This is a genomic window from Actinomycetospora corticicola, assembly GCF_013409505.1.
Lineage (GTDB): Bacteria > Actinomycetota > Actinomycetes > Mycobacteriales > Pseudonocardiaceae > Actinomycetospora > Actinomycetospora corticicola.
This window is the reverse complement of record NZ_JACCBN010000001.1, coordinates 5,884,830-5,910,830: the sequence shown is the minus strand read 5'-3', so window position 1 is coordinate 5,910,830 and position 26,001 is coordinate 5,884,830. Positions and strand designations below refer to the sequence as shown.

Here is a 26,001-nt window from a genome sequence, read left to right as displayed (position 1 = left end):
ACGCGCCGGACGGTTGACCTCCCAGCCGTCAGGTCCGGACGACAGGAGGGTCCCCATGCTGCCGAGCACCGCCGACCAGAGCACCACCCGTCCCGCGCCCGAGACCGACGGCGAGGACCTGCTGCTGCGCCTGACGCGTGAGCACCGCGATGCGGCAGGCCTCGTGCTCGCCCTGCAGCGCTGGACCGGGTCCGGCGCGGGCGACCCGGTCGAGACGGCCCGTGAGCTCATCACCGACCTGGTGCGGCACTCGGTGGCCGAGCGGATCCACCTGCTGCCCCTCGTGCGGCGCTACGTCCCCGAGGGCGACGCGGCGGCCGACCGCATCGACGCCGGGCAGCAGAAGCTCGAGTACCAGCTGCAGCAGCTCGAACGGCTCCCGATGAAAGGCGACTTCTGGATCCACCTCAAGATCGTGGACGCCCTCGTGACCCAGCACGCCGGTGAGCTCGAGAGCCACGTGTTCCCCGCGTTGGCCGCGGCCTGCCCGGCCGGGGAACTGCGGGACGCCGGCGCCAGGGCGGCGAGGACGGCGCGCACGGCGCCGACCCACCCGCACCCGCACGCCCCGCGCGAGGGCGCGGCCCTCGCGGCGGCGGCTCCGGGCGCGGGCCTGGTGGACAGGGTGCGGGACCTGTTCCGCAGCTGACCCGCCCTGGTGAGCGAAGGGCCCTTCCGTCGCATAGGTCGAAGGAAGGGCCCCTTTGCTCGGGGCGGGGCGCCTCTGGCGAAGGGCGCCCCCGGACGGCCTATTCGACCGAGGGGGCCCTTCGCTCGAAACCGGGGACGGATGGTCAGCGGTCCGCCGGTTGGAAGCGGGCCTCCGCCCGGCGGGTGAGCGTGGTGAGGGCACGGAACCAGCCCGGCTGCTCCGGCAGGGTCCAGCCCGGTCGGGCGACCCCGGCGTCGGCTCCGCCGTCGGCGTCCGGCAGCACCCGCGCGAGGAGCCCGCTGAGCCGGGTGGTGAGGCCCGGGGCCACCCCGTGCAGGCGGGCGCCGATCATGGCGGCGGGGGTCAGGAACCGTTCCGCGCGGCCGGACAGCGTCGCCGACACGATCGTGCGCGCGGCGTGCGGTGCGGACGTCGACACCACCGGGAGGCTGTCCAGGGCGGCGAACCAGCGGTACTCGGCCTGCCGGTCGCCGGCCACGAGGGCCTGGCGGGGCGACCCGGTGCGGAGCAGGCCGGGCAGCACGGTCGTCACGGTGACCCCGTGCGGCGCGAGCTCGGTGCGCAGCGCCTCGGAGAACCCACGCACCGCGAACTTGCCCGCCGTGTAGGGCAGCAGGTGCGGCACCGGCACGGCGCCGCCCACGGAGCTGACGATCCCGATCCGCCCGGAGCCGCGACGGCGCATCGCCTCGGCGGCGTGCAGCACCGGGTAGGCGACCGGCCGGAAGACGGCGTCGTGCAGGCCCACCACCTCCCCCGCCGACAGCGCCTCGAGCGGGCCCACCCCGATCACCCCGGCACAGGCCACCACGACGTCGAGCCCGCCCAGGGCCTGCTCGGCCGCGTCGACACAGGCCTCCGCCTGATCGCGCTCCGCGAGGTCGGCCGGATGCGTGGTCACCTGGGCGCCGGTGGCCTCGAGCTCGGGGCGCGCGGCCTCGAGGTCGTCGGCCGTCCGGGCGGCCACGGCGAGGTCGTAGCCGGCCCGACCGAGCTCGGTGGCCACCAACAGTCCGAGCCCGCGGCTGGCGCCGAGGACGAGGGCACCGGGGCGACGCTGCGAAGTCATCCCTGCGGGTGGACGGGCCCCTCATCGCCCGAAACGTCCGGCGCGACGCGGACGCGCCCACCCGGGTACCTCGGGCCGGTCCGGGTCGGGCTTACCAGCCGATCGCCGAGGAGACCGCGTGATCGGCGCCTGCTGGGGCCCGGCCCACCTCGCGCCGACCGCGACCCTCGACCCTCGACCCTCGACCCTCGACCCTCGACCGCACGGATCACGTCGCCGCGCGGCCCCGCACCTCGGCGTGGGAGGCGGTCGGCTCAGCCGGCCGGGACGCCCGGCCAGGTCGCGACGCGCAGCTCCACCCGGCCCTCGCGCACGCGGGCCGGGAACGGCGCCGCGGGAGCGGTCGCGGGGCCGCGCATGACGCGGCCGTCCTCGAGGCGGAACACGCTGCCGTGCCAGGGGCACTCGATGCAGGCGTCGCCGTCGACGTCGGTGAGCTCGCCGTCGGACAGCGGGGCCGACGCGTGCGGGCAACGCTGCCCGAGAGCGCGGATCCGGTCCCCGTGACGCACCACGACGACCCGGACCTCGCCGACCCGACGCTCCACCGGCTCGCCGTCGGGAAGCTCCTCGAGGGTCCCGGCGTCGGTCCAGTCCTCCGGGCCGATGTGCGGGTAGTCCTCGGCGTGGTTGGCCCCGAGGGCCTGGTGGTAGCTGAGGTGGCCGCCGAGGGCGGCACCCGCCGAGCCGATCGCGAGCGCGGTCCACCCCCAGAGAGCACCGCGGGTGCTGCGCCCGCGCAGGCGGGCCCCGAGCGAGACGACGTAGCCGGAGAGCATCGCGATGTTGGCGGCCGCGTGCACGATGCCGACGCGCTGCCGCTCCTCGTGGGCCTGCGAGTAGTCCGCCCAGCCTGCCGCGGCGGTCGGGACGGCCGCGACGAGCCCGACACCGATGAGCGCGGTGGCGGGACGGCGGGTGCGGGGCACGAGGTCGAGCAGGCCGGCGGACAGGAAGCTGCCGAAGGACGCCTGCGCGAGGATCGGGTGCAGCGGGTGGCCGATCGGGACGCCGTGCAGGACGTCGGCGACCTTCTGATTGGTCAGGAGCTTGTTGACGAGGTCGCGCGCGGGGGCGGCGACGCGGTCGAGCGCCTCGGTGGCGGCGATCCGGTCGATGTCGTCGAAGGGGCGCACAGGTCGCTCGCTCTCGCCGGAGGGTGGTGGTCGGCGCGGGTGCCCCGCCCCCCGGCGGCGTCACACCCGGTTCTCAGCCCTGCCCGGGCTGCTGCGCCTCGGCGTCGGGGTCGTCCGTGCGGTTGTTCGGGTAGGGCTCCGGCCCGGGCGGCGGCTCCACGATGCGGGCGCTGAACAGCATCATCATCACGAAGCCGAGGAGGGCCAGCGCGAGGTGCAGGAAGTGGTCGGCGGTGCCGAGCGTCAACCATCCCGGGCTCGTGAGCCCGATCAGGTAGATGACGAGGTAGGCCAGCACCTGCAGCACGCACCAGCGGCGCACCCACCGCCGGGTCACCGTCGAGGCGGCACCCAGCACCGCGGTCGCGGCCAGCAGCGTCGCGTGCGTCGGGCCGATCGTCAGGTTGAGGACCTGCGCCGGGCTCCCGGAGACGGCGTTCGCGATGAACGCCCAGATCGCGAGCACCGCGAGCACCACGCTCTGCCCGAGGAGGATCGAGGTGGCGATCCGACCGAGGACGCCCTCGTGCGGCACCGACGGGACCGGGTTGCCCTGCTCGTCGTGCCCGGGCTGGACGTACGGTCCGGCCCCCTGGGCGGACTCGTCGTGGGCGCGCGATCGCCCGGCGTTCTCGCTCTGCGCGGCGGGGTCGTAATCGGTCGATCGCTCGCTCATGGCCCAGATAACCCGATCCGACCCGCAGCTCACACCAGGCGCACGTTAATTCCCGATACCGGCCCGACGTCGATAGGACGCGACGAACTCCGGGAGCGCGGGCCCCCGCGGACGCCGCCCGGCGACGACGTCGCAGGTCCCGGTCTTGGTGCTCATGATGTGGACGTTGGGATCGAGCGAGATGCCGATCAGCTCGTTCGCCGCGTCGCCCGTGACGAGGCCGTTCGGCCCCCAGTGCCAGGGCAGCCCGATCTGGTGCACCACCCGCCCGTCGATCCGCAGGGGCTTGCACCGTTCGGTGACGATCACCCGGGCCTCGATCGCCGACCGCGCGGTGACGATGGTGGCCCACCCGGTGTGTTCGAGCCCCCGCTCGGCGGCCAGCGCCGGGGAGACCTCGACGAACATCTCGGGCGCCAGCTCCGCGAGGTAGGGCGTCCACCGGCTCATCCCGCCCGCCGTGTGGTGCTCGGCGATCCGGAAGGTCGAGAACGCGATCGGGTAGACCTCCGACCCCGGCTCGCCGTCCGGCGGGTTGTACCGGTTGTCCGGCCGGTCGAACCGCTCCCGGACCGGGTTCGCGCGGGTGCGGGGGTGCATCGCGTTGCGGCTCGGCGACTCCTCCGGTTCGTAGTGCACCGGGAGCGGACCGTCGGCCAGGCCGGTCGGCACGTAGAGCCACGCGCGGCCGTCGGCCTGCATGATGAACGGCTCGTCGCCGCCGATCGCGTCCTGCGCCACCGCCCCCTCGGGCGGCCGGTACGACGGAGGCTTGTCGGCCTCGAAGTCCGGGACGTCGTGCCCGGTCCAGCGCTGCGCCTCCTCGTCCCACCACACGTAGGCCTTGCGCTCGCTCCACGGCCGGCCCTCGGGGTCGGCCGACGCGCGGTTGTAGAGCACCCGCCGGTTCATCGGCCACGCCCAGCCCCACTCCAGCGCGGCCGGGCTCTCCCCGCCCGCCGGCGTCCGCCGCGCGGCCTGGTTGACGCCGTCGGCGTACACGCCGGAGTAGATCCAGCACCCGCAGGCCGTGGACCCGTCGTCGCGCAGGTCGGTGTACCCGTCGACCGGCGTGCCGTCGGCGACCCGGTAGCCCGAGATCTCGGCGAGCACCGCGTGCGCGTCGGGCTCCGCGTGCGGACCCTCGGTCGGGTAGTCCCAGGTCAGGTCGAGGATCGGGCGGTCCCGGTCGAGCTGCGAGGCCGCGAGCCGGGCGCGGATGCGGTGTCCGAGCTCGTGGACGAACCAGAGGTCGCTGCGGGCGTCGCCCGGTGGCTGGACCGCCTGGTGGCGCCACTGCAGCAGTCGTTGGGTGTTGGTGAACGAGCCGGCCTTCTCGATGTGCGTGGCCGCGGGGAGCAGGAAGACCTCGGTGTCGATGTCCTCGGTGCGCATCTCCCCGGTCTCGATCTCGGGGCCGTTCTTCCAGAACGTCGCGGTCTCGTTCTCCTGCAGATCCCGCACGACGAGCCATCTCAGGTTCGACAGCCCGTGGCGCTGCTGCTTGGAGTTGGTGGTGCCGACCGCCGGGTTCTCCCCGAGGACGAAGTAGCCCTCGCAGCGGCCGTCGATCATGTTCAGCACGGTCGGGAACGTGGAGTGGTCGCCGGTGATCCGCGGCATCCGGTCGAAGTAGTAGTCGTTCTCCGCGGTCGCCGCCCCACCCCACCACGCCTTGAGCATGCTGATCATGTAGGCGGGCATGTTGCCCCAGAAGCCCTTCTGTGCGGCGTCCGCGGCGAGGAAGTCGGGGAGGTGCATCTCCTTGTGGGCGTTCGGCATCGGGATGTAGCCCGGCAGCAGGTCGTAGAGCATCGGGATGTCCGTCGAACCCTGGATCGTCGCGTGCCCCCGCAGCGCCATGATCCCGCCACCGGGGCGCCCCATGTTCCCCAGCAGTGCCTGCAGGATCGAGGCGCACCGGATGTACTGCACGCCGACGGTGTGCTGCGTCCAGCCGACGGAGTAGACCCACATCGTCGTGCGCTCGCGTCCGGAGTCCGCGCAGATCGCCTCCGCGACCTCAGTGAACTGCTCGGGGCTCATCCCGCACACCGACGACACCATCTCCGGGGTGTAGCGCGCGAAGTGCCGCTTGAGCACCTGGTAGACGCACCGCGGGTGCTGGAGCGTGTCGTCGCGGACCGGGTCGCCGCGCAGCGTCGCCCCGCCCGACCCGGTGCTCTCGGACTGCCCGAGCAGGTGGCTGACCCGGTGGGTCTCCGGGTCGCCGCTCCCCCACCGGTCCCGGTTGCCCGAGGCGGCCGCCACCTCGACGCCCTCGTACTGCCAGGTCGAGGTGTCGTAGCTGCGCGTCTCGGGGTCCCAGCCGGAGAACAGCCCGTCGTCGTCACCCGCGTCGACGAATCCCTCGCGGGTGAGCATCGGGGCGTTGGTGTAGGCCACGACGTAGTCCCGGAAGTCGCGTTCGTTCGACAGCACGTGGTTGATCAGTCCACCGAGGAACGCGATGTCCGTCCCGGGACGGATCGGCACGTGGGTGTCGGCCACCGCGGAGGTGCGGGTGAAGCGCGGGTCGACGTGGATGATCTTCGCGCCGCGGCGCTTGGCCTCCATCACCCACTGGAAGCCCACCGGGTGGGCCTCCGCCATGTTCGAGCCCTCCAGGACCACGCAGTCGGCCTGCGCGATGTCCTGCTGGGAGTTGGTGGCGCCGCCGCGCCCGAAGCTGGTCCCCAGACCGGGGACGGTGGAGCTGTGTCACATGCGCGCCTGGTTCTCCACCTGGACGGCGCCGAGCGCGGTGTAGAGCTTCATGAGGAGGTAGTTCTCCTCGTTGTCCAGGGTGGCGCCGCCGAGGTGGGCGAACCCGAGGGTCCGGTTCAGCACGCGGCCCTCGTCGTCGGTGTCCTGCCAGGTCCGGGCGCGGGTGTCCACCACGCGGTCGGCGATCATGTCCATCGCCGTGTCGAGGTCGAGGTCCTCCCAGTCGGTCCCGCCGGGACGCCGGTAGCGGACCTTCGTGATGCGCGACGGCGAGGTGACCAGCGACAGGCTCGACGAGCCGCGGGGGCAGAGCCGGCCGCGGCTGATCGGCGAGTCGGGGTCGCCCTCGATCTGCGTGACCCGGCCCTGCTTCGAGTAGACCTTCTGCCCGCAGCCGACCGCGCAGAACGGGCAGATCGACCGGGTGACGGTGTCCGCCTCGTCCGTGCGGGGCTTCCAGGGCTCCGGGGCGTTCGAGCGCACGGCCTCGCCCCGCCCGAGCGGGTCGCCTCCGGTGAGCTGGCGGACCACGGGCCAACGACGGACGAGCTCCAACGGATCCACGGCAGACCTCTCGGACGACGACGGGTCGGATCCGGCTGAGAGGTCAACCGCGCACCAGGAAGGGTGCCAGGTGCGGGTGCCCGCCGCCGTTCGGGTGGTACACGCAGGGCTCCGGAGCCACTACCCTCGGCAGCACGCCGGGTCCGCGATCGGATCGGGCGCACTCGGGTTGACGAGCGCAGCTCGTCGGTGCGAGCTGCGTCCCCCGAGGAGGAACCGTGCACGGTGGCGAGGGCCCCGGTCGGTGCACGATCGGCGTGGACGTGCATCCGCGCGCCGTCCGCATCCGCATGTACGGCGATCTCGACGCCGGGGCGGCCCCCCGGCTCCACCGGGTGCTCACCGACACGATCGCGCAGGTCGTGGAAGGTCCGCGGACGTCGGTCGTCCGCATGACGATCGACCTCGAGGCGGTCGACCTGCTCGCCGCGGCGGGGATGACGGTGCTGCTCCGGGCGCGCGGCGTGGCCGAGAGCCACGGCCTGGACTGGGTCGTGTGCGTCAACCCGCGCGGTCGTCGGGCGCTGACGATGGCGGGCCTGGACGGGGCCCTGCTGCTGCGCCGCTGACGGGTCGACCCACCAGCGCCCGGACCGCCGCCGGGTCGGGACCCCCGGGTTCGATCAGCACGATCGCGTCGTCGAACCCGGCCTCCGCGTAGCGCGCCAGGGCGTCCCGCGTGGCGCCGAGATCCGTCGTCGGGACGGCGTAGACGAGCGCGCGCCCACCACCCGCCGCGCGGTAGCGGGCGTGGGCCTCGACGATCTCATCGGGCGAGGTGCGGTACCCGGAGGCCAACCAGCCGTCGAACGCCCGGGCCGCCCGCTCCACGTTCGCGCCCCAGGAGCCGAGCAGCAGCGGCACCGCGATCCCGTGCGGGGCGAGGCGGGCGCGGTCGTCCCCGCCGTCGGCGAGCAGGGTCCGGAGCCGCTCGACGTGTGCGCCGAAGACCCGGAAGCGGGCACCGAAGTCGACGTCGAGGGCGGCGTGGTCGTCGACGGTGGAGCCCGGACTGAGGCCGAGGGTCAGCCGGTCCCCGCAGACCTGCGCGAGCGAGAGGAACCGGTGTGCGAGGTCGGCCGGGTGGTGCAGCGGGACCTGCACGGTGGCCGTCCCCAGCTCGACGCCCGCGGTGACGGCGGCCGCGACGGCGAGCGTGACGCACGGGTCGGGCACGAGCGGGCCGCGGCCGACGATCTCGGGGGTCCAGAGGCTCTCGAAGCCCTCCCCCGCCAGACGACGCGCCCACTCGGCCACCGGGTAGGGGTCGCCCGGGGACAGGCGGACGAGGGTCGCCCCGAGCCGCACCCGGACCTCCTACACCCGCTCGCGCGACAGCGCGAGGAGCCGGTCGTCGGGGGTGAAGAGCCGCCGGACCAGGCCGAGTGCGACCACGCTCGTCGTCGTGGCGGCGGCCGCGAGCACGAGGAACATGACGACGGCCTGGACGAGGACGGCCTGCACAGGCGGCACCCCGGCGAGGATCAGGCCCGTCATCGCGCCCGGCAGGAAGACCAGCCCGGTCGCCTTCGTCGTCTCGATCTGGGGGCTGAGCGCCGAGCGCAGGACGCCACGCAGATAGGGCCGGGCGGCGTCCCGGCCGGACTGCCCGAGCGCGAGGCGCGCCTCGATCTCGGCCCGCTTGTCGGCGAACTCCTCCTGCAGGCGCCGCCCGGCGAGCACCGTCGACGTCATCGCGTTGCCGACGATCAGGCCCGCCATCGGCACCAGCGTGCGGGAGGTCAGCGGAAAGACCCCGAGCCCGAACAGCACCGCCAGACACACCGTCCCGGCCGCGAGGAAGGCGAGCCCGGCCACCGGCAGCAGGCCCGGGATCGACGGCGCCCGCTGCTTCGCGGTCCACGCGGCGTAGGCGAGCATCGCCGCCACCCACAGCCACGACCACCACAGCGACACCCCGGGCAGGAGCAGGAGCGCGAGGACGCCGCCGACGATCAGCAGCTGCACCAGGGCGCGCAGCGCGGCCCAGACGATGCTGCGCTCGAGCCCGAGCCGCCACGCGAGCGAGATACCCGCCGCGACGACGACGAGGACCAGCGAGACGGCGAGTCCGGTCCAGCTGATCCTCATGACGTCCTCCCCCGGGCCAGCTCCCACGCGCCGCTCTCGGCGAGGGCGCCGTCGCGCAGCTCGAGCACGCGGTCGGCCACCCGGCGCACCTGCGCGTCGTCGTGCCCGACCCAGACCACAGTGAGGTCCCCGTCGTCGACCAGGCGGAGCGCCGTGCGCTCGAACTCGCGCGCGGGCGTGGCGTCCAGCGCCGACGTCGGCTCGTCGAGCAGCAGGGCCTCCGGCGAGGTGATGAGCGTGCGGGCCAGACACATCCGCTGCAGCTCGCCGCCGGACAGGGTGTCGGCGTCGCGGTCGAGCAGCTCCGGATCGAGCGACACCCGCTCCAGCGCCCCGGACATCCGCGCGCGGTCGGCGTCCGGGGCGGCCACGGCCAGGTTGTCGGCCACGGTGCCCGCGAACGGCGTCGCCCGCTGGAAGACCATGCCCACCCGACGACGGAGGCGGTGCGGGTCGAGCTCGTCGAGCGGCGTGCCCTCGTAGGTGATGGACCCGTCGTCGGGAACGTCGAGGCGGTCGAGCAGGCGCAGCAGCGTCGACTTCCCCGCGCCGGACGGACCCCAGAGGGCCGTGACACCGTGGCCGGGATCTCGGCGTCCACGCCGTCGAGGACGGTGCGTCCGCCACGGCGGACCGTCACCCCGCGCAGGACGAAGCCCGCCGTCATGATCGCCTCCTCAGCGCACCGCGACCGGTGGCGCAGACCGCGCCGCCCGGTGGGCCAGCAGCATCCGTCGTCCGACGAGTACCCCGATCCCCGCGAGGATCATGGCCGCTGCCGCGACCAGCCAGGCCGCGGTGAAGGACACGGTGCCCGCCAGGAGGCCGAAGCCCACCGGTCCGAGGAAGCCACCGGCGTACACCCCGACCTGCACGATCGAGGTCGCCGCCGCCGGTGCCTCCGGGTTGAGGCGCACCACCGCGAACTGCAGCAGGCCGGGCCAGGACCACCCCAGACCGAACCCGAGCACCACCCCGACGACGAGCGCCACCGGGCCCGGCAGGGCCAGCAGCACGAGCCCGACGGCGCCGGCGAGCAGGCATCCCGCGACCACCGCGATGTGTCCGCCGGAGCGCCGGTCGGCGAGCCACCCGAGCAGCACCCGCATGGCGAGTCCCACGACGCTGCCCAGCGTCAGCACCAGTCCGGCGAGCCCGGGTGAGATGCCGCGGTCGACGGCGGAGGCCACGAGGAAGATGCCGAGCCCGGTCGCGGCCGCGGCGCCGAGTCCGGACGCGGCCCCGATGACGGCGAGCGCCCCCGTCGCGCGGTCGGCGTCTCGCCCCGCGTCGGCCTCGCGGGCGGCCGAGCCCCGCGGAGCGGCGAAGAAGGCGGTGACGGCGAGCGCCGCCGCGCCGACGTAGGACCAGCGCCAGCCCACGGTGAGGGCGAGCGCGGGCACGGCGATCCCGGCGAGCAGCGTCGCGAGCGGCACCGAGGCCTGCTTGACCCCGAACGAGAGCCCCATCCGGCGCTGCGGCATCGAGCGCGCGAGCGTGAGGTTCGACGACAGCTGGCCCATCACGTTGCACCACGCCGAGCTCAACAGGATCACGGTGAGGGTGGTCAGGGAGCGGGCGAGCAGCGCCGTCGCGAGGAGCCCCGTGGCGGAGCCCAGCACCGCGACCCGGCTGGTCACCCGCGAGCCGAACCGTTCGACGAGCCGGCCGACGGGCAGCGACGTCAGCGCCGAGACCGCGAAGTACGCGGCCACGAGCAGGCCGAGCACCGCCGGGTCGAAGCCGAGCTCGGCGCCCACCTGCACCGAGGACGCCCCGAGCAGGAACACGGGCAGCACGGTCGACGTGGTGATCGCGACCGCCCCGGCCCCGACCCGCCACGCCGTCTGTTCCGTCATCGTGAGCCACGCTAATGGACATAGCGGACGTGAGGGCCGTCAGGAACAGCACATCGTGCGGGGTTCTGGGCGCGAGGTGGGTAGTCCACGCCTCATGGTCCACCTGGTCGCCGCGGTCGTCGGCCTCGTGATCGTCACCGCCCTGGTCCGCGCCGGGGCGCGACGCACGGGGGTGCCCGACCCGATCGCCCTGCTGCTCGTGGGCGTCGCCGCGTCGTGGATCCCCGGGCTCCCCGACTACCGCATCGACCCCGACCTGGTGCTCGTGGTCATCCTCCCGGTGCTGCTCTACTGCGCCGGGTTCGCCGCCTCGGTGCCGGCCTTCCGCATCCACCTGCGACCGATCCTGCTGCTCGCCGTCGGTCTGACGCTCGCCTCGACGCTCGTCGTCGGGGCGGTCGCGTCGCCGCTCGTGCCCGGGCTCGGGTTCGCGGCGGCGTGCGCGCTCGGGGCGGTCGTCGCACCGCCCGACGCGGTGGCGGCGACCGCGATCGCGCGCACCATCCGGCTGCCCCGCCGCGTGGTCGCGCTGCTCGAGGGCGAGAGCCTGTTCAACGACGCCGCGGCCCTGACCGCCCTCACCGTCGCGGTCACCGCCGTGACCGGGGCGACGTCGTTCGCGGGCGCGGCCGGGGAGTTCCTGCTCGTGGCGCTCGGCGGGGTCGCGGTCGGCGCGGTCGTGGGATTCGCGATCGGCTGGGTCCGGCGCCGGGTGCTCCACCCCTACACCGACGTGGTCGTCTTCCTCGTCGCGCCGTTCGTGGTCTACCTGCCGGCCGAGGAGCTCGGGGTGTCCGGCCTCGTCGCGGTCGTCGTCGCCGGGCTCTACCTGGGCCACCGGGCGACCACGATCATGGAACCGGGTGCGCGGGTGGTCACCGGCGCAGTGCGGACCGCCGTGTCGTGGCTGCTCGAGGGCATGGTGTTCCTGCTCGTGGGCCTGCAGCTGCGCAGCGTCGTCAGCGGGATCTCCGGCATGCCGGCGCTGCAGGTGGCCGGGGTGACCGCCGCCGTCGTCGGGGCCCTGATCGTGGTGCGGTTCGCGTGGGTGGTGCTCTCCGAGCAGGTGGCGGGCACCGCGCTGGGCCGACGGCACGCGTCGTGGTCGGAGTCGATCCTGACCTCCTGGGCGGGGATGCGAGGAGCGGTCTCGCTGGCCGCCGTGCTCACCCTCCCGGCCGGTTTCCCGCAGCGGGACCTCATCGTCTTCGTCACCTTCGTCGTCATCCTGGTGACGCTCCTCGGCCAGGGGCTGTCGCTGCCCGCGCTGGCGCGCCGCCTGCCGAGCGCCCGCAACGAGGCCGGCGAGGAGGCCAAGGAGGAGGCCCGCGCCCGGCGGCTCGCGGCCGACGCGGCGCTAGAGTGCCTCGAGGAGATCGAGCGGGAGAACCCGGGCCGCGAACCGGTCGTCGAGCAGTTGCGACGCCGGGTGAACAACCGGATGGAGGACGCCCGCGAGTCCCTCGAGGCCGCGTCCGACGCGTTCGACCCCGAGGGCGGCGCCGAGTCCGCCGGTCGCGGCGGGGCCGTCGAGTCGGTGGCGGAGGCCGACGCGGAGGGCGACGAGGACGACTCCGCGAGCAGCTCGGAGGGCGTCCGCGAGACCTACCGCCGCTACGGGCAGGCGATGCTCGTCGCCGAACGCTCCCGCCTCCTGGCCCTGCGCGACGCCGGGACGCTCGGCGAGGAGGCGTTCGTGCGCCTCCAGCACGAGCTCGACCTGGAGCAGGCGGCCCTCACGGTCCGGTAGCACCGCGCCGTCAGGGCCCGGGAGGACCCGGCGTCAGGAAGGCTCCACCAGCAGCGCCATGCCCCGGCGCGCGGGCAGGTCGACGGCGAAGGCGTGCAGGTCGTCGACGAAGCCCAGGGGCTCCTGGCTGAACATGTCCAGCACCGCTCCGCCCGTCGCGAGGGCCTCGGAGCGGACCGTGCCGCGGACGGGCTCGCCGGCGAAGTTGAGCACCGTCAGGGCGTGCGAGCCGCTGTCGAGCTCGTGCACGAGGACGAGCAGCCCCGGGTGGGAGACGTCGGGGATGTCGACCTGGCGCGAGGTGGCGATGCGGTAGTGCTTGCGCACAGCGAGGATCGCCTGGAGCTGGCGGGCGAAGCTGGCCTCGTCGGCGAGCTGCTCGGGCAGCGTGCCGTAGAGGCTCCGGCCGCGCGGCATCCCCTCGGCGGAGCGCTCGGCGTCGCCCGCGAAACCCATGAGGTCGTGCGCGCCGCGGTGGACCCAGCGGGTGTCGCCCTCGGAGACCAGGTCGGCGACGTCGTCGACGGGCAGCGTCAGCATCCCGGTCAGGTCCCAGCCCGAGAGCGCGAAGACGCCGGGCTGCATCGCGTTGAACATCGCGAGCATGAGGTGGACCGCGCGGATCTCCTCGGCCTCGGCGGCACCGATGTCGTCGAGGTCGGCGATACCGATCGAGGCGGCGATGACGGTCGCGATCGTCGAGGCGATCCCGTTGGTGGTGAACACCAGGTTGTAGGGGTGCCCGGGCCCGGCGAGGGCGTCGAGCAGCTCCCCGCGGACGATCTCGGCCAGGTGCGCGCCGGTCATTTCCTCGCCGCGGAAGACGAGCGTCTCGTCGCGGTGCCCGGCCGCCCAGTGCACGAGCTCGTAGGTCATCTCGTCGTGGTTCTGCAGCGCGTGGACCAGCGACGCGGGGTCGATCCCGAGGTCGCGGGCGGTGCGCAGGCCCAGGCGCAGGAACTCGGCGTCGCCGGTGGCGAGGGCGTGGTGGTAGCCGGGACGGTTGACGAAGTCGTAGGAGAGGTCCGCGCCGGCGCGCCCGACCTCCCGGATGTCGTCCATCGTCAGGTTCAGTTCCTGGAAGGTGAACCCGCCGACCTTGCGGACCATGCTCGCGATGAGGTGGTTCGCGGCACCGGAGAGCGGGTGGCCCTCCGACCACGCCGGGCCGCCGAGGGCCGACTTCTCGACGCCGAGGAAGCCGTTGGCGTCCAGGCGCAGCGCCCCGGAGCCGAGGTCGGCCAGCGAGTGCAGCGCGTCGCCGATCGTCAGGCGCATCCCCGCGAACGACGGGTCGAGCCAGTTGATCGAGGGCTGCCCCTCCTTGAAGTAGTGCAGGTACACCCAGCGCCGGGCGATGCCGTCCACCCCGACGACGGCCTTCGTCGCGCTCCAGTTGGTCTCCTTCACCCCGGGCGCGTGGAAGATCACCCGCTGCAGGGCGCCGATGATGTAGCCGGCCTTCTCCAGGCGCTCCTCGGTGGCGACGTCGAGGTTGACCGAGTCCCGCCCCGGCGGCACGACCGGCAGCTCCGACCAGTCCTCCGGGTCGATCTCGACCATGTGGAAGATGCCCGGGTAGTCGGCGTAGCCCATCTCGGCGAGGCGGAAGTCGGCGCCCTTGCCGGTGTGGCCGGGCACGACGTCGTCGATCACGGTGCCGCCGTGGAAGGTCGCCATGCCGCACATCGCGCGGAAGTCGGCCTCGGAGCCGAACGCCGGGTCGATCACCGTGGAGATGCGGTCGAAGTGGCCGTCGACGCTCGGGGTGTGCTCCCAGCCGGAGATGCCGCCCGCCCGCTTCACCGGGCCGGTGTGCACGCCCTCGACCCCGATCGCGGCGAACGCCCGCCACAGTTCCTCCTCCGCCATCGCGGCGAGGAAGGGCTGGCCCGGGCGTGTCATGAACGACAGCGGGTAGGCGGTGAACCACACGCTCGCGGTGTCGACGGCGCCCCGCGGGTCGGGGTCGGCGTACGGGTTCTGCCACATCGCGCCGCGTCCCGAGAACTGCCGGGCGATGGCGTCGGCGTCGGCAAGCATCGACTGCCCGCGCAGCCACGCGACGTAGGCCGGGTTGGTGCCGATCGGCTCGCCGTCACGGCCCGCGGAGCGCCGCTCAAACGGTGAGCGGACCTTCGGGCGGTGCCGCAGGGCGCGGGGTCGGGCGGGATGGAAGTGCTCGGCGTAGGTGAGGTCGATCGGCCCCGTGCCCTCGTCGACCGTGCCGCCGTCCGCCCCGTCCGTCACCGACGTACCTCCTGCTCCCCGCGCGTTTTTCGCGGCGACATGGTCACACGCAGTCCCGACGGGACCGCCGTCGGGATCGCGCACCGTCGGGGGGTGTCGCGAACTGACTCGATCCAGGGGTGGGCTGCGCCCCCGTGAGTACTTGTCCGTGCCCTGACACGGATCACTGCTCACAGGCGCGGAGCGCACCTGGGCTATCTTTCCGGTACCCGTGGTACCGCTAGGAGGTCGTGTGGCCCGTCGTCGTTCCCGCCGGTCCGGCCCGCCCATCGAGGCCCGCGCCGGCGACCGGGGGCTGAGCGCCGGGACCCGGGCACTGCTGCTGCTCGTGGTGGTGCTGCCCAACGTGATCGGCGCGGGGATCGTGCTGGTCCTGGCCGCGTGGATCCTGCCGCGCGATCTCGTCGACACCCCGTCGCTGCTCCTGCGCAACCTGATCGTCTTCGCCGGCTACGTGCTGCTCGCGGTCGGTGTCGGCGCCGGGTGGGGACACCTGCTGATGCGGGTCCGGCCGCTGCGCGACGGGGCCGACGAGCGGCAGCGGCGCGGGTGGGAGCGGCGGTTCCGGCGGGTCGTGCTCGGCGGGCCGGTCCGGCTCGCCGCGGTGCAGACCACCCTGTGGGGCGTCGCGTCCGTGGTGTTCCTGCTGCTCAACGTGCTCGACTCCTGGCGGATCGCGCTCCAGGTCCTGGCGACGGTGCTGCTCGGCGGGCTCGCGACGGTGTCGATCACCTACCGGCTCGTGGAGACCGTGCTGCGGCCGGCCGCCCGGCGGGTGCTGAGCGCACGTCCGCCGTCGGGACGGGTGCTCCCGGGGGTGCTCATGCGCACGCTGGGCGGTTGGCTGTTCGGCACGGCGGTGCCCCTGCTCGGGGTGGTGCTGGCGGCGGTCGCGGCGCTGGCGTTCGGGACGTACGACGTGACGCGGTTGGCGATCGTGGTGGTGGTGCTCGGCGGGGTCGCACTGGTCCTGGGCGGGGCGGTGATCACCCTGACCGCGTTGTCGACCGCCGCGCCGGTGCTCGCGGTGCGCCGGGCACTGAAGAAGGTCGAACGCGGCGAGTACGACGTCGACGTCCCGGTCTTCGACACCACCGAACTCGGACTGCTCCAGGCCGGGTTCAACACCATGGTCTCCGGACTGCGCGACCGGGAACGGGTCCGGGACCTCTTCGGCCGCCAGGTCGGCGAGGACGTCGCCCGCCACGCGCTGGAGAACGACGTCGAGCTCGGCGGGGAGGTCCGCGAGGTCGCCGTGCTGTTCGTCGACCTCGTCGGGTCCACCACACTGGCCGCGACCCGCCCACCGACCGAGGTCGTGGAGCTGCTCAACGAGTTCTTCGCCGTCGTGATCGACGTGGTCGAGCACCACGGCGGGTGGATCAACAAGTTCGAGGGCGACGCCGCGCTGGCGGTGTTCGGCGCCCCGACCGACATGGCAGACGCGGCGGGGTGTGCGTTGGCGGCGGGGCGGGTGATGGCGGTCCGGTTGGCCGAGGAGGTGTTCTCCGGCTCGGCTGAATTGGGTGCGGGGATCGGGGTGTCGGCCGGGGAGGCGGTGGCCGGGAACATCGGCGACCGCCGCCGCTACGAGTACACCGTGATCGGCGACCCGGTGAACGAGGCCGCCCGCCTGTGCGACCTGGCCAAGGACGTCGAGGGCGGCGTCGTCGGGTCCGGAGCCGCCGTCGCCCGGGCCGGGGACGAGGCGTCGCGCTGGACCTCCATCGGCTCCCGCACCCTGCGCGGCCGCACGACCGAGACCGAACTCCTCGCTCCGGTCGACGCGGCCGCGGCGCGAGGTGTACGTCAGGCAGAGTCCGAGGCCGCCGCGCCTGCCTGAGGTGAACCTCGCGGCGCCGCCGGCAGCTCTAGGGTCACGGCGTGACCTACCCCTGGCCCGACCGACCCGAGCCGACCGCCGAGGAGGTCGCCGCCCGGGTGCGGACGGAGCTTGACGTCCATGTGCTCATGATCCGGATGACGCGGCCGGAGAAGCACAACGCGATCGACGCCGCGATGACCCGCGGGCTCGACGACGCGCTGAACCGCCTCGACGACGACCCCGCCCTGCGCTGCGGGGTGCTGCTCGGCGGCGCCAGGGCGTTCTGCGCCGGCACCGACGTGGCGGTCGGGCCCGGGGCGCCGACCCCTCGGGGTGGGAACTACGGCGTGGTCGCCCGCCGGCGCCGCACCCCGTTGATCGCCGCGGTCGAGGGCATCGCGTTCGGCGGCGGGTTCGAGCTCGCGCTCGCATGCGACCTGGTGGTCGCCTCCACCGCAGCCCGCTTCGGGTTGCCGGAGGTGGGGCTCGGCCTGGTCGCGAACTGCGGCGCCCTGTTCCGCACCCCGCGGGCCCTCACTCCCGCCGTCGCGAAGCGGCTGCTGCTCACCGGCGACCCGATCGACGCGGGCCGGGCCTACGAGCTGGGCCTGGTCACCGACCTGACCGAGCCGGGCGGCGCCGAGGACGCGGCGCTGGCCGTGGCGCACCGGATCGCCGAACGCTCCCCCGCCGCGGTCGCCGCCACGCTCGCCGCCGTCGACTCCGCCGTGCTCGAGACCGACGCCCGCGGGTGGGCCGACACCGACACGGCGGTCGCCGCGATCGTGGACGGTGCGGAGCGCGCGGAGGGGCTACGGGCCTTCGCGGAAAAGCGTCCGCCGAGGTGGGCCGAGCCCCTGTGAGCAGTAATCCGTGCTCCAGCACGGATGAGTACTCACGAGGGCGGAGCCCACCTCGAGCGCAGCAGCACCGTGGTCCCGCGCAGGCCGTGCTTGATGGCGACCTCGTCGACCTGCGAGGTCATCAGCGTGATCCCGCGCCCGTGCAGCGCGGGCTTCCCGACCACGTCGTGCTCGAGGTCGGGGCTCGTCGGCTCCCGCCAGCGCCCGCCGTCCGCGACGGTCACCAGCACCTCGCCGTCGTCGAGCATCACGGTGAGGTCGATCCGGGCGACACCGTCGCGGCGGTGATCGTCGTCGTAGGCGTGCACGACGACGTTGTCGATCGCCTCGCTCGCCGCCAGCACCATGCCGTCGGCGACGCCGCCCGGCACCGCCGAGGAGCGCAGCCACTGCCGCAGGTCGTCCCGGATGCGCGGGCCCTGGCCCACGTCGGCGCTGTACTCGACGCGCTCGAACTCGACGGCGTCCATGCTCGGTCCTCCCGGTGGCCCGACCCGCCGTGACTGGACGCGATCGATGCAGACATCGTTCGGGGACCGGGTAGCCCGGCGCACCGTCCCTCCATTCCCCGCGCCCCGACGCCGTGCGATCGACGGCCCGCGACGCACGACCACCGGGCTCTTCCGGACGGCGGGCTGCGCGTCGCCCCCGGGTGCGGAAGGCTCCGTCGTCGTGAGCAAGGCGCACCCGCAGCAGTGGACGATCAACGACGACGACCACCGGCCCGACCCGGCCGCCGTCGCCGCCCTCGCGGCGTTCCCCACCACGCAGATCGCCGACTGCGGCGGACCGGTGTCGGTGGTCGGGCCCGGGATCGTGCGCCAGGCGGGCGGCCGCGACTTCTGCGGCCCGGCACTCACGGTGTGGACCAAGCCCGGCGACATCCTCTTCCTGCTGAAGGCTCCGGACCTCGCCCGGGCGGGCGACGTGCTCGTCGTCGACGGCGGCGGCCGCACGGACGCGGCGGTCCTCGGCGACATCATGAGCGGCGCGCTCGCGCGGATCGGCGCGGTGGGCATCGCGATCGACGGGGTCATCCGCGACGCCGACGGCATCGACGGGATCGGACTCCCGGTCTTCGCCCGCGGGGTCTACCCGACGACGGCGTCCAACGAGGGGCCGGGCGCGATCAACGTCGACGTCGTCCTCGGCGGGGTCGCGGTGCGTCCCGGTGACGTCGTCCGCGGCGACGCGAGCGGGCTCGTCGTCGTGCCCCGCGAGCACGTCGAGGAGGTCGTCCGGCTCACGCAGGCCGTGGAGGACCGGGAGCGCGTCTGGCTCGACGCGATGGAGCAGGGCGCGGGCCTCGCAGAGGCCACGGGGATCGACGACGTGATCCGCGCCCGGCGCGAGGCGGTCGGCGTACACCTGCCCTGAGGAGGGCATTCCTCCCGCGAGCACGCGAGAGGGAGAAACCCATGGTCCGCCCGGCCCCCGACGACGCCACGCGCCCCCGCGCCGACGTGCAGTACCGCCCCGAGGGCGGCCCGACCGCGGGCGCACCCGTCGGTCGCCCCGACGACGCCTGGCTCCTCGAGGACGACGAGTTCCGGTACGCGGGCCGGCTCGATCAGCCGGCTCCCGCCGAGGGCGCCGAGGTCGAGGCGGACGGACGCACCTGGTCGGTGGAGGGCGACGCGTCGGTCATCGGCGAGGCGGGCACGGTCCTCGAGCCGGAGCCGAACCCGACCTCGGATCCCGACGGACGGCTGGGTCTGACCGGCCCCTGACGCGGCGCGCCGCAGGGCCCGTCACCCGGCCCTCGGCGCGTCGTCCGCGGGCACCGGACCCCCCGGAAGTGCCCGGATCCCGCTGCTACGGTTCGCCGCCATGGCCGGGGCAGGAATGACACCGAGGGGATTCAGCGCCGTCGTGGTGCTGATCACCGCGGTGGCGTTCGACGTCGTCGCCCACGCCGCCGGCGCCCACGTGCTGGGGGTCGCGCTGGCCGCGGCCGTCGTCGGGATCGCGCGCCTCACGCTCCCCCACCGGTCGCCCGGGCCGTTCGCGCTGCTGAACCTCGCGGTGCTCGCCCAGCCCGCCGCGCTCGCCGTCACCGCGCTGACCCCGCCCGCCGGCGGTACGTCGCACGTGGCGCTGCAGCTCGCGACGACCCTCCTCGTCGTCACGGTCGCCCTCAGCGAACCCCTGCTCGCGGCCGTGTCCCTGCCGCCGCTGGTCCGCCTGCTGACCACCCTCGTGCCCGACGGGCCGAGCCGTCCGGTCCCGGCGGCCGCACCCGCCGTCGGGCTCGCCGGGGTCGATCTCGCGCGCTGCCTGCCGCGGCGCGGACCCCCGCGCGCCTGATCCCGTTCCGCGCCCGCTCCCCGTCGACTCCCCGCGCGAGGTCCCGTGACGCTCTCCCCTGCCCTGCCCACCGTGCGCACCCCCGCCGTGGCGGCGCTGCGCTGCCCCGACTGCGGTGACCGCCCGACCCTCACCCCGACCCCCACCCAGCCCCTGCCGGGCGGGACCTTCGGGCTGCTGCGCTGCACGTGCTCCACCTACCCGCAGATCGACGACATCCCCGTCCTGCGCCGGGGCCGCATCGACTCGCAGGACCACCTCACCGGTCGCTGCGAGGTCGCCGGCCCGACCGCGGACGAGCTCGTCGCCCTGCTCGCCGCCGACCGTCCGCTCGACGCGCTGGTCGCGCTCCTCGCGTTCCCGCCGCCCGCGCCGTCGTCGCGGCCCGGGGTGCGCCTGCCGTTCACGCGGGGGCCGTGGCCGCGGGTCGCGCTCGCCGCCCGCCGCGCGGAGGTCCGCGCGATGCTCTCCGACCTCGACCGGCTCACCGCGCAGGACTGGATGGAGCTCGCCTACGCGCGCTCCAGCGACCGCATCGACGCCGAGCTGCTGCCCTACTTCCTCGCCCGGTTCGGGCAGCCGCGCTTCCTCGCGACGACGTCGCTGCTGCATGCCGTTCCCGACGCCGGGTCGCGCCCGGTCCTCGACCTGGCCTGCGGTTTCGGGCACGTGGCGCACCACCTCGCGCACCGCCCGGACCCGCGTCCGGTGGTGGGGGTGGACCGGAACTTCCTGCAGCTGTGGGTCGGGCGGCGCTACGTCGCGCCGACGCAGGGCTTCGTGTGCGCCGACCGCGTGGACGCGCTGCCGTTCGACGACGACGCGTTCGCCGCGTCGGTGTGCTCGGACGCCTTCCACTACTTCGACGCGCAGCAGGGCTCGCTCGACGAGCTACGGCGGGTCGCGGTGGCGGACACGGTGCTGCTGGACCGGCTCGGCAACGCCCGCCTCGCCCCCACCGACGGGCCGCTCGAGCGCGACCCGGCCGGGTACGTCCGGCTGCTGCGCGGCGCCCCGTGGCGGCTGACCTGCGAGGACGAGCTGCTGGCCGACTACCTCGCCGGGTACGGGCCGCAGCTGGCGTCGCCGCGACACCCCGCGGAGCTGGACGGCGCGAAGTGGCTGATGCTCGTCACCTCCACCGACGAGCGGGTGTTCGCCGACCACGGCGCCTTCACCACGCCCCCGCACGCCGCGGGCCGGCCGACCCTCAACCCGGTCTTCGCGCTGACCCGGCACGACGACGGGGCCGAGCTCGCCTTCCGGTTCCCCTCCACCTGGTACGCGTTCGAGAACGCCGCCATGCGGAGCTACACCTCGGCCGGTGAGCGGGTCGACGCCGACACCTGCGCGGCCCTCCTGGCCGGCCGCCCGACCGCGCGCACGGCGGAGCTGCTGCGCAGCTTCGTGCTGCTGGGCATGCCGGAGCGCTACTGCCGGCCGCCCGGTGGGAGCGGGCCGTCGGTGGTCGGGGGGCTCGCGCGGGGTCTGCTCCGACGCTGAGTCGTCCGCCCCGGTCCTGGGCGAGGGGCCCCTTCGGTCGATCTACTCGACCGAAGGGGCCTTTCGCTCGTTCCGGACGACGGGTCGCGCGGCCTGGCCGGCCGACCGACCGCGAGATTCACGTGGGGCAGGTCCACGGCCCGCCCCGCATGCCTGGTGTACACCTCGGAAACGGCCCAGCGCGTGGGCGTTCGCGAGATGCACGCGAGGCAGGTCCACCGGGCGCCCGGGATGGCTGGTGTACACCTCGGCGCACAAGATCACCGGTATCGTCGGGACCGTGGTCGAGCAGCGCGGCACGCCGGGATGGGCGCGAGCCCTGCTGGTGCTGGCCCTGCTCGCTGGGCTCGTCGGGATGCACCAGCTCGTCGCGCCCGTCGTCCACCACGGGTCGAGCGTGGTCGCGGTGCAGGACCACGGCCAGGCCGGGCACGAGATGCCCTCCGGCCACACCTCGATGCTCGAGCACCTCTGCGTCGCCGTGCTCGTGGCGCTTGCGACCCTCGCCGCCGCCACGCTGCTCGTGCTCCTGGTCGCTCCGACCCGCACCCCGGGCCCCGCCCGCGGGCCGACCCCACGGTTCGCCGGGCCCGCACCGGTCCCCGTCCCGCGGCGGCTCGCCGCCCTCCAGATCCTCCGGCTCTAGGCCGGGACGCCCACCACCGCGTCCCACCCCTGTTCCGGAGGAGTTCCCATGCGTTCCCGCACTGTCGGCGGCCTGTTGACGGTCGTCGCCCTCGTCCTGCTCGGCGCCTGCACGAGTACGCCCCCGACCCCCGCCGCCGCTCCCGCGATCGGTGTCGACGCCGCCCACGGGCCGGCCGACGTGGCCTTCGCGACCGACATGATCCCGCACCACCAGCAGGCGGTCGCCATGTCGCGGCTCGCCGACACGCGCGCCGCCGCGCCCCGGGTGAAGGCCCTCGCGGCCCGGATCGAGGACGAGCAGGGCCCCGAGATCGAGCAGATGACCGCGATGCTCACCGCCTGGGGCGCGCCCGTGCCCGCGGGTGACCAGCCGATGGCCATGAGCGGGATGCCCGGGATGATGGGCCCGCAGGAGATGGCGGACCTCGTCGGCGCGTCCGGGCCCACGTTCGACCGGGCGTTCCTGACGATGATGATCGCCCACCACACCGGGGCGGTCCAGATGGCGCAGACCGAGCTGGCGCAGGGGACGAACCCGCAGGCGCGCCGGCTCGCGCAAGCGATCATCGCCGCGCAGCAGGCGGAGATCGCCGAGATGCGGGGCCTGCTTCAGGGCTGACCCGGCGCGACCGTCACCTCGTCCTCGCCGCGGTCGTACGCGGCGAGGGCGGCGTGCACGACGGCCGCCGCGGTCTGCCAGCGCGACGCCGGGAGGTGCCCGGAGTCCTCGCCAGCCCGCTCGTGGAACGCGGTCCGGGTCCGCCCGGGCCGCACCACGGTCACCCCGATCCCCCGCTCGTGCGCCTCCCGACGGGCCGCCCGGGAGAACGACTCCAGGTAGGCCTTGCCCGCCGCGTAGGTGGCGAGCGCCGGGTCGTCCCGGCCCGCCGCGGTCGAGGAGACGTTGATGATCCCGCTGCCCGGCGCCATCGAGCGCAGCGCGGCCGCGGTCAGCCGGGTCGGGGCGAGGACGTTGAGCAGTACCGACGCCTCGAGCTCGGCCGGCGACTGCCCGCCGAGCCCACCGAAGGTGGTGGCTCCCGCGTTGTTGACCAGCAGCCCGACGTCGGGGAGGACCGCCTCCACCCGCGCCAGGTCCTCGGGCCGCGTGAGGTCGGCGACGACCACCCGCACCGGCACCGGCAGTGTCGCCGCCAGCCGGTGCAGCGCTCCCCGCGAGCGCGCGACGAGCACCAGCGGCCGGTCCCGCGCGGCGAGCTCCCGCGCGAACGCGGCTCCGATCCCCGAGGACGCCCCGGTGACCAGTGCCGCCGGGCCGACCGGGCCGACGGCGCGCACGACGGGCGGCGCCACGGGGAGCGGAGTGATCGTCATGATCACCAATCTGGTGCCCGGACCGGACCCCGGACCAGTGGACGATGGTCCCGGTACCCCCGGTCCGCACCCGTGAGCTGCGTAGTCTCGCCGTCGTGATCGGAGAGGTGGACGCGGCGCCCGCCCCCTCGTCCCCGCCACCGCCGCCCCCCGCGCGCCGTCGGTGGTTCCGGGCGACCGCACCGCGGCTCGTGGCCGGGTTCACCGTCGCCGGCCTGCTCGTGACGCTCGGGCTCGCCGTCGCGATCGCCCTCGTGGCCCGGGCGCAGGCGACGGACGCGGCGATCGACCGGGTCACGCAGCTCGCGTCGGTCACCGCGCACGGCGTGGTGGAGCCACGGCTGTCCGACGCGCTGCTCGACGCGGACCCGGAGGCGATCGAGCGGGTCGACGACGCGGTCACCCGGGCCGTGCTCGGCGACTCGCTGATCCGCGTCCTCGTCTGGGACCGCGACGGGAGGATCCTCTACAGCGACCACCGCGAGGAGATCGGCGACCGCCACCGGCTCGATCCCGACGAGCTGCGCGTCCTCGACGGGGACGACGCCTCGGCCGGCGTCGCCGAGGACGGCTCCGGCGCCGGGCGCGTGCTCGAGGTCTACCACGCGATCCGGACGCCGGGTGGCACGCCGCTGCTCTACGAGGCCTACTTCCGCTACGACGCGGTGGTCGAGGCGGGCTGGGACGCCTGGCGCTCGTTCGCCCCGCTCTCCGTCGGGGCCCTGCTGCTGCTGGAACTGGTGCAGGTGCCGCTCGCCGTCACGCTGGCCCGCAAGCTGCAGCGCCGGGAACGCCAGCGGGAGCGGTTGCTCCGCCACGCCGTCGAGGCGTCGACCGCCGAGCGCCGCCGGATCGCCCAGGACCTCCACGACGGCGTGGTCCAGGAACTCACCGGGATCACGTACGGCTTGGACGCGAGCCGGCTGCGGGGCGGCTCCGACCCGGCCGTGGTCTCCGAGTCGGCGACGCGGCTGCGGGAGAGCATCGGGTCGCTGCGCACGCTGCTCGTCGACATCTACCCGCCCAACCTCGCCCAGGAGGGCCTCGGGCCGGCCCTGGAGGACCTCGCGGGCGGCCTGCGCCGACGGGGGGTCGCGGTGACGACGAGGCTGGAGGCCGTCGACGCGGTCGGGCCGGCCGAGGCGGCCCTGCTCTACCGGGCGGCGCAGGAGGCGGTCCGCAACGTCGTCACGCACGCCGGGGCGACCACCGCCGCGATCACGCTGGCCGCCGACCCCGTCCGGTGGCGGCTCTCGGTCGCGGACGACGGGCGCGGGTTCGACCCGGCGGACGCCGCGGCCCACGCGGCCGACGGCCACCTCGGGCTGCGGGCGCTGGCCGACCTGGTCGACGACGCCGGGGGCACCGTCGACGTCCGCTCCGTGCCGGGGTCGGGCACCACGGTCGGGGTCGAGGTGCCGCGGTCGTGACCCGCGTCCTCGTCGTGGACGACCACGCCGTCGTCCGGCAGGGACTCGTCGCCCTGATCTCCACCGTGTCGGACCTCGAGGTCGTCGGAGAGGCCCGCGACGGGGACGAGGCCGTCGAGCGCGCCGGGACGCTGCGACCCGACGTCGTCCTCATGGACCTGTCCATGCCCGGCACCGACGGGGCGACCGCGACCGGGCGCATCCGGGCGGCGGCTCCCGACGTCCGTGTCCTCGTGCTCACCTCGTTCGCCGACCAGCGCCACGTGCTCGCGGCCCTCGACGCCGGTGCCGACGGCTACCTGCTCAAGCACGCCGAGCCGGAGACGATCCTCGAGGGCCTGCGCCAGGTCGCCCGCGGCGAGGCCCCGCTCGACGGCCGCGCGGCCCGGGTCCTGCTCAGCGCGCGCTCCGCTCCCCCGCCGCGCACCGTGGACCTCACCGACCGCGAGTCCGAGGTGCTCCTGCTGGTGGCCGACGGGCTGGGCAACAAGCAGATCGCCCGCCGGCTCGCGATCACCGAGCGCACCGTGAAGAACCACCTGACGCACATCTACCAGCGGCTCGGCGTCACCGACCGCACGCAGGCCGCGCTCTGGACGGAGCGTCACCTGCGCTCGTGACCGTCCCCGGGCGCCACGGTGACCTCGTCGTCGCCGCGCTCCAGCGCGTCCAGCGCCGCCTCGGCCACCCGCTCGGCGGACTGCCACCGCCACGCCGGCAGGTGGGCGGACTCCTCCCCCGAGCGCTCGTGGAACGCGGTGGAGGTCCGGCCCGGGCGCACCACGGTCACCCGGATCTCGTGCTGCTCGCCCTCGTGGCGGGCCGCCCGCGACAGGGTCTCCAGGTAGGCCTTGCCCGCGGCGTAGGCGCCCGTCGCCGGATCGTCGCGGCCGGCCGCGGTCGAGGAGACGTTGATGATCCCACTGCCGGGCGCCATCTCGCGCAGCGCGGCCGCCGTCAGGCGCGTCGGGGCGAGGACGTTGAGCAGGACCGCGTCGTCGAGGTCGTCGTGGGTCTGGTCCCCCAGCTCGCCGTAGGTCGCGGCGCCGGCGTTGTTCACCAGCAGGTCGACCCCGCCGAGTTCCGCCTCCACCCGGTCCAGTCCCTCGGTGGTCGTGAGGTCGGCGACCACGACCCGCACCGGAACGTCCAGCTCCGCTGCCAGGGAGTCCAGCGCGTCCTCGGAGCGGGCGACCAGCACCAGCGGGTGGCCGCGGGCGGCGAGCGCGCGCGCGAACGCTGCTCCGATCCCGGACGAGGCGCCGGTGACGAGCGCGGAAGGTGTCACCCGAGCG

At 74.6% G+C, this 26,001-nt stretch carries 24 protein-coding genes and 1 pseudogene; 13 read left to right on the top strand and 12 right to left on the bottom strand.

What is annotated here, in order from left to right:
- The first annotated feature begins 55 nt into the window (after positions 1–55).
- Positions 56–649 (top strand): hemerythrin domain-containing protein, encoded by a 594-nt coding sequence (locus tag BJ983_RS28760; RefSeq protein WP_179796948.1) that lies wholly within the window; start codon positions 56–58, stop codon positions 647–649.
- Between the two features lie 145 nt (positions 650–794).
- Here the strand turns inward: BJ983_RS28760 and BJ983_RS28755 are convergent, their stop codons facing one another.
- From BJ983_RS28755 to fdh, 4 genes are all read right to left on the bottom strand, one after another.
- On the bottom strand, positions 795–1,742 hold the full coding sequence (locus BJ983_RS28755; protein ID WP_179796947.1) for an SDR family NAD(P)-dependent oxidoreductase: 948 nt from the start codon (positions 1,740–1,742) through the stop codon (positions 795–797).
- Between the two features lie 254 nt (positions 1,743–1,996).
- A complete protein-coding gene (locus tag BJ983_RS32590) occupies positions 1,997–2,878 on the bottom strand; it encodes a Rieske 2Fe-2S domain-containing protein (protein ID WP_179796946.1) in 882 nt (293 codons plus the stop codon).
- Positions 2,879–2,951: 73 nt separating this feature from the next.
- Positions 2,952–3,554, bottom strand: coding sequence for a hypothetical protein (locus BJ983_RS28745; RefSeq protein ID WP_179796945.1), 603 nt, complete (start codon positions 3,552–3,554; stop codon positions 2,952–2,954).
- 45 nt (positions 3,555–3,599) lie between these two features.
- Positions 3,600–6,845: a formate dehydrogenase gene (gene fdh / locus BJ983_RS28740; RefSeq protein ID WP_343054401.1), complete on the bottom strand. Its 3,246-nt coding sequence runs from the start codon at positions 6,843–6,845 to the stop codon at positions 3,600–3,602.
- Positions 6,846–7,102: 257 nt separating this feature from the next.
- Between fdh and BJ983_RS28730 the strand changes: the two genes are divergently transcribed.
- Positions 7,103–7,414 carry an STAS domain-containing protein gene (locus BJ983_RS28730; RefSeq protein ID WP_179796943.1) on the top strand — a complete coding sequence of 104 codons (312 nt, stop codon included), beginning with the start codon at positions 7,103–7,105 and terminating at the stop codon, positions 7,412–7,414.
- Here BJ983_RS28730 and BJ983_RS28725 read toward each other — a convergent pair.
- From BJ983_RS28725 to BJ983_RS28710, 4 genes and pseudogenes are all read right to left on the bottom strand, one after another.
- Complete coding sequence (locus tag BJ983_RS28725; protein ID WP_179796942.1) at positions 7,347–8,153, bottom strand: LLM class flavin-dependent oxidoreductase; 807 nt, start codon at positions 8,151–8,153, stop codon at positions 7,347–7,349. The genes BJ983_RS28730 and BJ983_RS28725 overlap by 68 nt on opposite strands.
- 9 nt (positions 8,154–8,162) lie before the next feature.
- Complete coding sequence (locus BJ983_RS28720) at positions 8,163–8,936, bottom strand: ABC transporter permease (RefSeq protein WP_179796941.1); 774 nt, start codon at positions 8,934–8,936, stop codon at positions 8,163–8,165.
- 182 nt (positions 8,937–9,118) lie between these two features.
- Positions 9,119–9,460, bottom strand: a pseudogene (locus tag BJ983_RS32755) (ATP-binding cassette domain-containing protein); the annotation flags it as partial.
- Positions 9,461–9,613: 153 nt separating this feature from the next.
- Positions 9,614–10,795: an MFS transporter gene (locus BJ983_RS28710; RefSeq protein ID WP_179796940.1), complete on the bottom strand. Its 1,182-nt coding sequence runs from the start codon at positions 10,793–10,795 to the stop codon at positions 9,614–9,616.
- A gap of 76 nt (positions 10,796–10,871) precedes the next feature.
- Between BJ983_RS28710 and BJ983_RS28705 the strand changes: the two genes are divergently transcribed.
- Entirely contained in the window at positions 10,872–12,545 is a 1,674-nt protein-coding gene (locus BJ983_RS28705) for a Na+/H+ antiporter (RefSeq protein ID WP_179796939.1), read from the top strand.
- A gap of 33 nt (positions 12,546–12,578) precedes the next feature.
- Here BJ983_RS28705 and treS read toward each other — a convergent pair whose 3' ends face one another.
- On the bottom strand, positions 12,579–14,795 hold the full coding sequence (gene treS, locus BJ983_RS28700) for a maltose alpha-D-glucosyltransferase (RefSeq protein WP_179796938.1): 2,217 nt from the start codon (positions 14,793–14,795) through the stop codon (positions 12,579–12,581).
- A gap of 232 nt (positions 14,796–15,027) precedes the next feature.
- Between treS and BJ983_RS28695 the strand changes: the two genes are divergently transcribed.
- Positions 15,028–16,638: an adenylate/guanylate cyclase domain-containing protein gene (locus BJ983_RS28695; protein ID WP_343054399.1), complete on the top strand. Its 1,611-nt coding sequence runs from the start codon at positions 15,028–15,030 to the stop codon at positions 16,636–16,638.
- Positions 16,639–16,679: 41 nt separating this feature from the next.
- On the top strand, positions 16,680–17,483 hold the full coding sequence (locus BJ983_RS28690; RefSeq protein ID WP_179796937.1) for an enoyl-CoA hydratase-related protein: 804 nt from the start codon (positions 16,680–16,682) through the stop codon (positions 17,481–17,483).
- A 32-nt stretch (positions 17,484–17,515) separates the two neighbouring features.
- On the opposite strand, the gene BJ983_RS28685 is transcribed toward BJ983_RS28690, so the two are convergent.
- Positions 17,516–17,953 (bottom strand): ATP-binding protein, encoded by a 438-nt coding sequence (locus tag BJ983_RS28685; protein WP_179796936.1) that lies wholly within the window; start codon positions 17,951–17,953, stop codon positions 17,516–17,518.
- Positions 17,954–18,155: 202 nt separating this feature from the next.
- Here BJ983_RS28685 and BJ983_RS28680 point away from each other — a divergent pair, with 202 nt between their 5' ends.
- The 6 genes from BJ983_RS28680 (at position 18,156) to BJ983_RS28655 (ending at position 22,560) form a co-directional block, all read left to right on the top strand.
- Positions 18,156–18,860 carry an RraA family protein gene (locus BJ983_RS28680; RefSeq protein WP_179796935.1) on the top strand — a complete coding sequence of 235 codons (705 nt, stop codon included), beginning with the start codon at positions 18,156–18,158 and terminating at the stop codon, positions 18,858–18,860.
- A 41-nt stretch (positions 18,861–18,901) separates the two neighbouring features.
- The gene (locus BJ983_RS28675; RefSeq protein ID WP_179796934.1) at positions 18,902–19,213 is read left to right on the top strand and encodes a hypothetical protein; all 312 of its coding nucleotides are present in this window, start codon (positions 18,902–18,904) and stop codon (positions 19,211–19,213) included.
- 100 nt (positions 19,214–19,313) lie between these two features.
- A complete protein-coding gene (locus BJ983_RS28670) occupies positions 19,314–19,790 on the top strand; it encodes a hypothetical protein (protein WP_179796933.1) in 477 nt (158 codons plus the stop codon).
- 45 nt (positions 19,791–19,835) lie between these two features.
- A complete protein-coding gene (locus BJ983_RS28665) occupies positions 19,836–21,293 on the top strand; it encodes a methyltransferase domain-containing protein (RefSeq protein ID WP_179796932.1) in 1,458 nt (485 codons plus the stop codon).
- Between the two features lie 238 nt (positions 21,294–21,531).
- On the top strand, positions 21,532–21,939 hold the full coding sequence (locus BJ983_RS28660; RefSeq protein ID WP_179796931.1) for a DUF6153 family protein: 408 nt from the start codon (positions 21,532–21,534) through the stop codon (positions 21,937–21,939).
- Positions 21,940–21,987: 48 nt separating this feature from the next.
- On the top strand, positions 21,988–22,560 hold the full coding sequence (locus BJ983_RS28655; RefSeq protein ID WP_179796930.1) for a DUF305 domain-containing protein: 573 nt from the start codon (positions 21,988–21,990) through the stop codon (positions 22,558–22,560).
- Here the strand turns inward: BJ983_RS28655 and BJ983_RS28650 are convergent.
- Complete coding sequence (locus BJ983_RS28650) at positions 22,551–23,276, bottom strand: SDR family NAD(P)-dependent oxidoreductase (RefSeq protein ID WP_179796929.1); 726 nt, start codon at positions 23,274–23,276, stop codon at positions 22,551–22,553. The two genes, BJ983_RS28655 and BJ983_RS28650, sit on opposite strands and share 10 nt — an antisense overlap.
- Before the next feature lie 95 nt (positions 23,277–23,371).
- On the opposite strand from BJ983_RS28650, the gene BJ983_RS28645 reads away from it, so the two are divergent.
- Both BJ983_RS28645 and BJ983_RS28640 read left to right on the top strand, forming a co-directional pair.
- On the top strand, positions 23,372–24,706 hold the full coding sequence (locus BJ983_RS28645; protein WP_179796928.1) for an ATP-binding protein: 1,335 nt from the start codon (positions 23,372–23,374) through the stop codon (positions 24,704–24,706).
- On the top strand, positions 24,703–25,326 hold the full coding sequence (locus BJ983_RS28640) for a response regulator (protein WP_179796927.1): 624 nt from the start codon (positions 24,703–24,705) through the stop codon (positions 25,324–25,326). The genes BJ983_RS28645 and BJ983_RS28640 overlap by 4 nt, the downstream gene beginning before the upstream one ends.
- On the opposite strand, the gene BJ983_RS28635 is transcribed toward BJ983_RS28640, so the two are convergent.
- Positions 25,311–25,994 (bottom strand): SDR family NAD(P)-dependent oxidoreductase, encoded by a 684-nt coding sequence (locus BJ983_RS28635; protein ID WP_179796926.1) that lies wholly within the window; start codon positions 25,992–25,994, stop codon positions 25,311–25,313. The genes BJ983_RS28640 and BJ983_RS28635 overlap by 16 nt on opposite strands.
- Between the last annotated feature and the right edge of the window lie 7 nt (positions 25,995–26,001).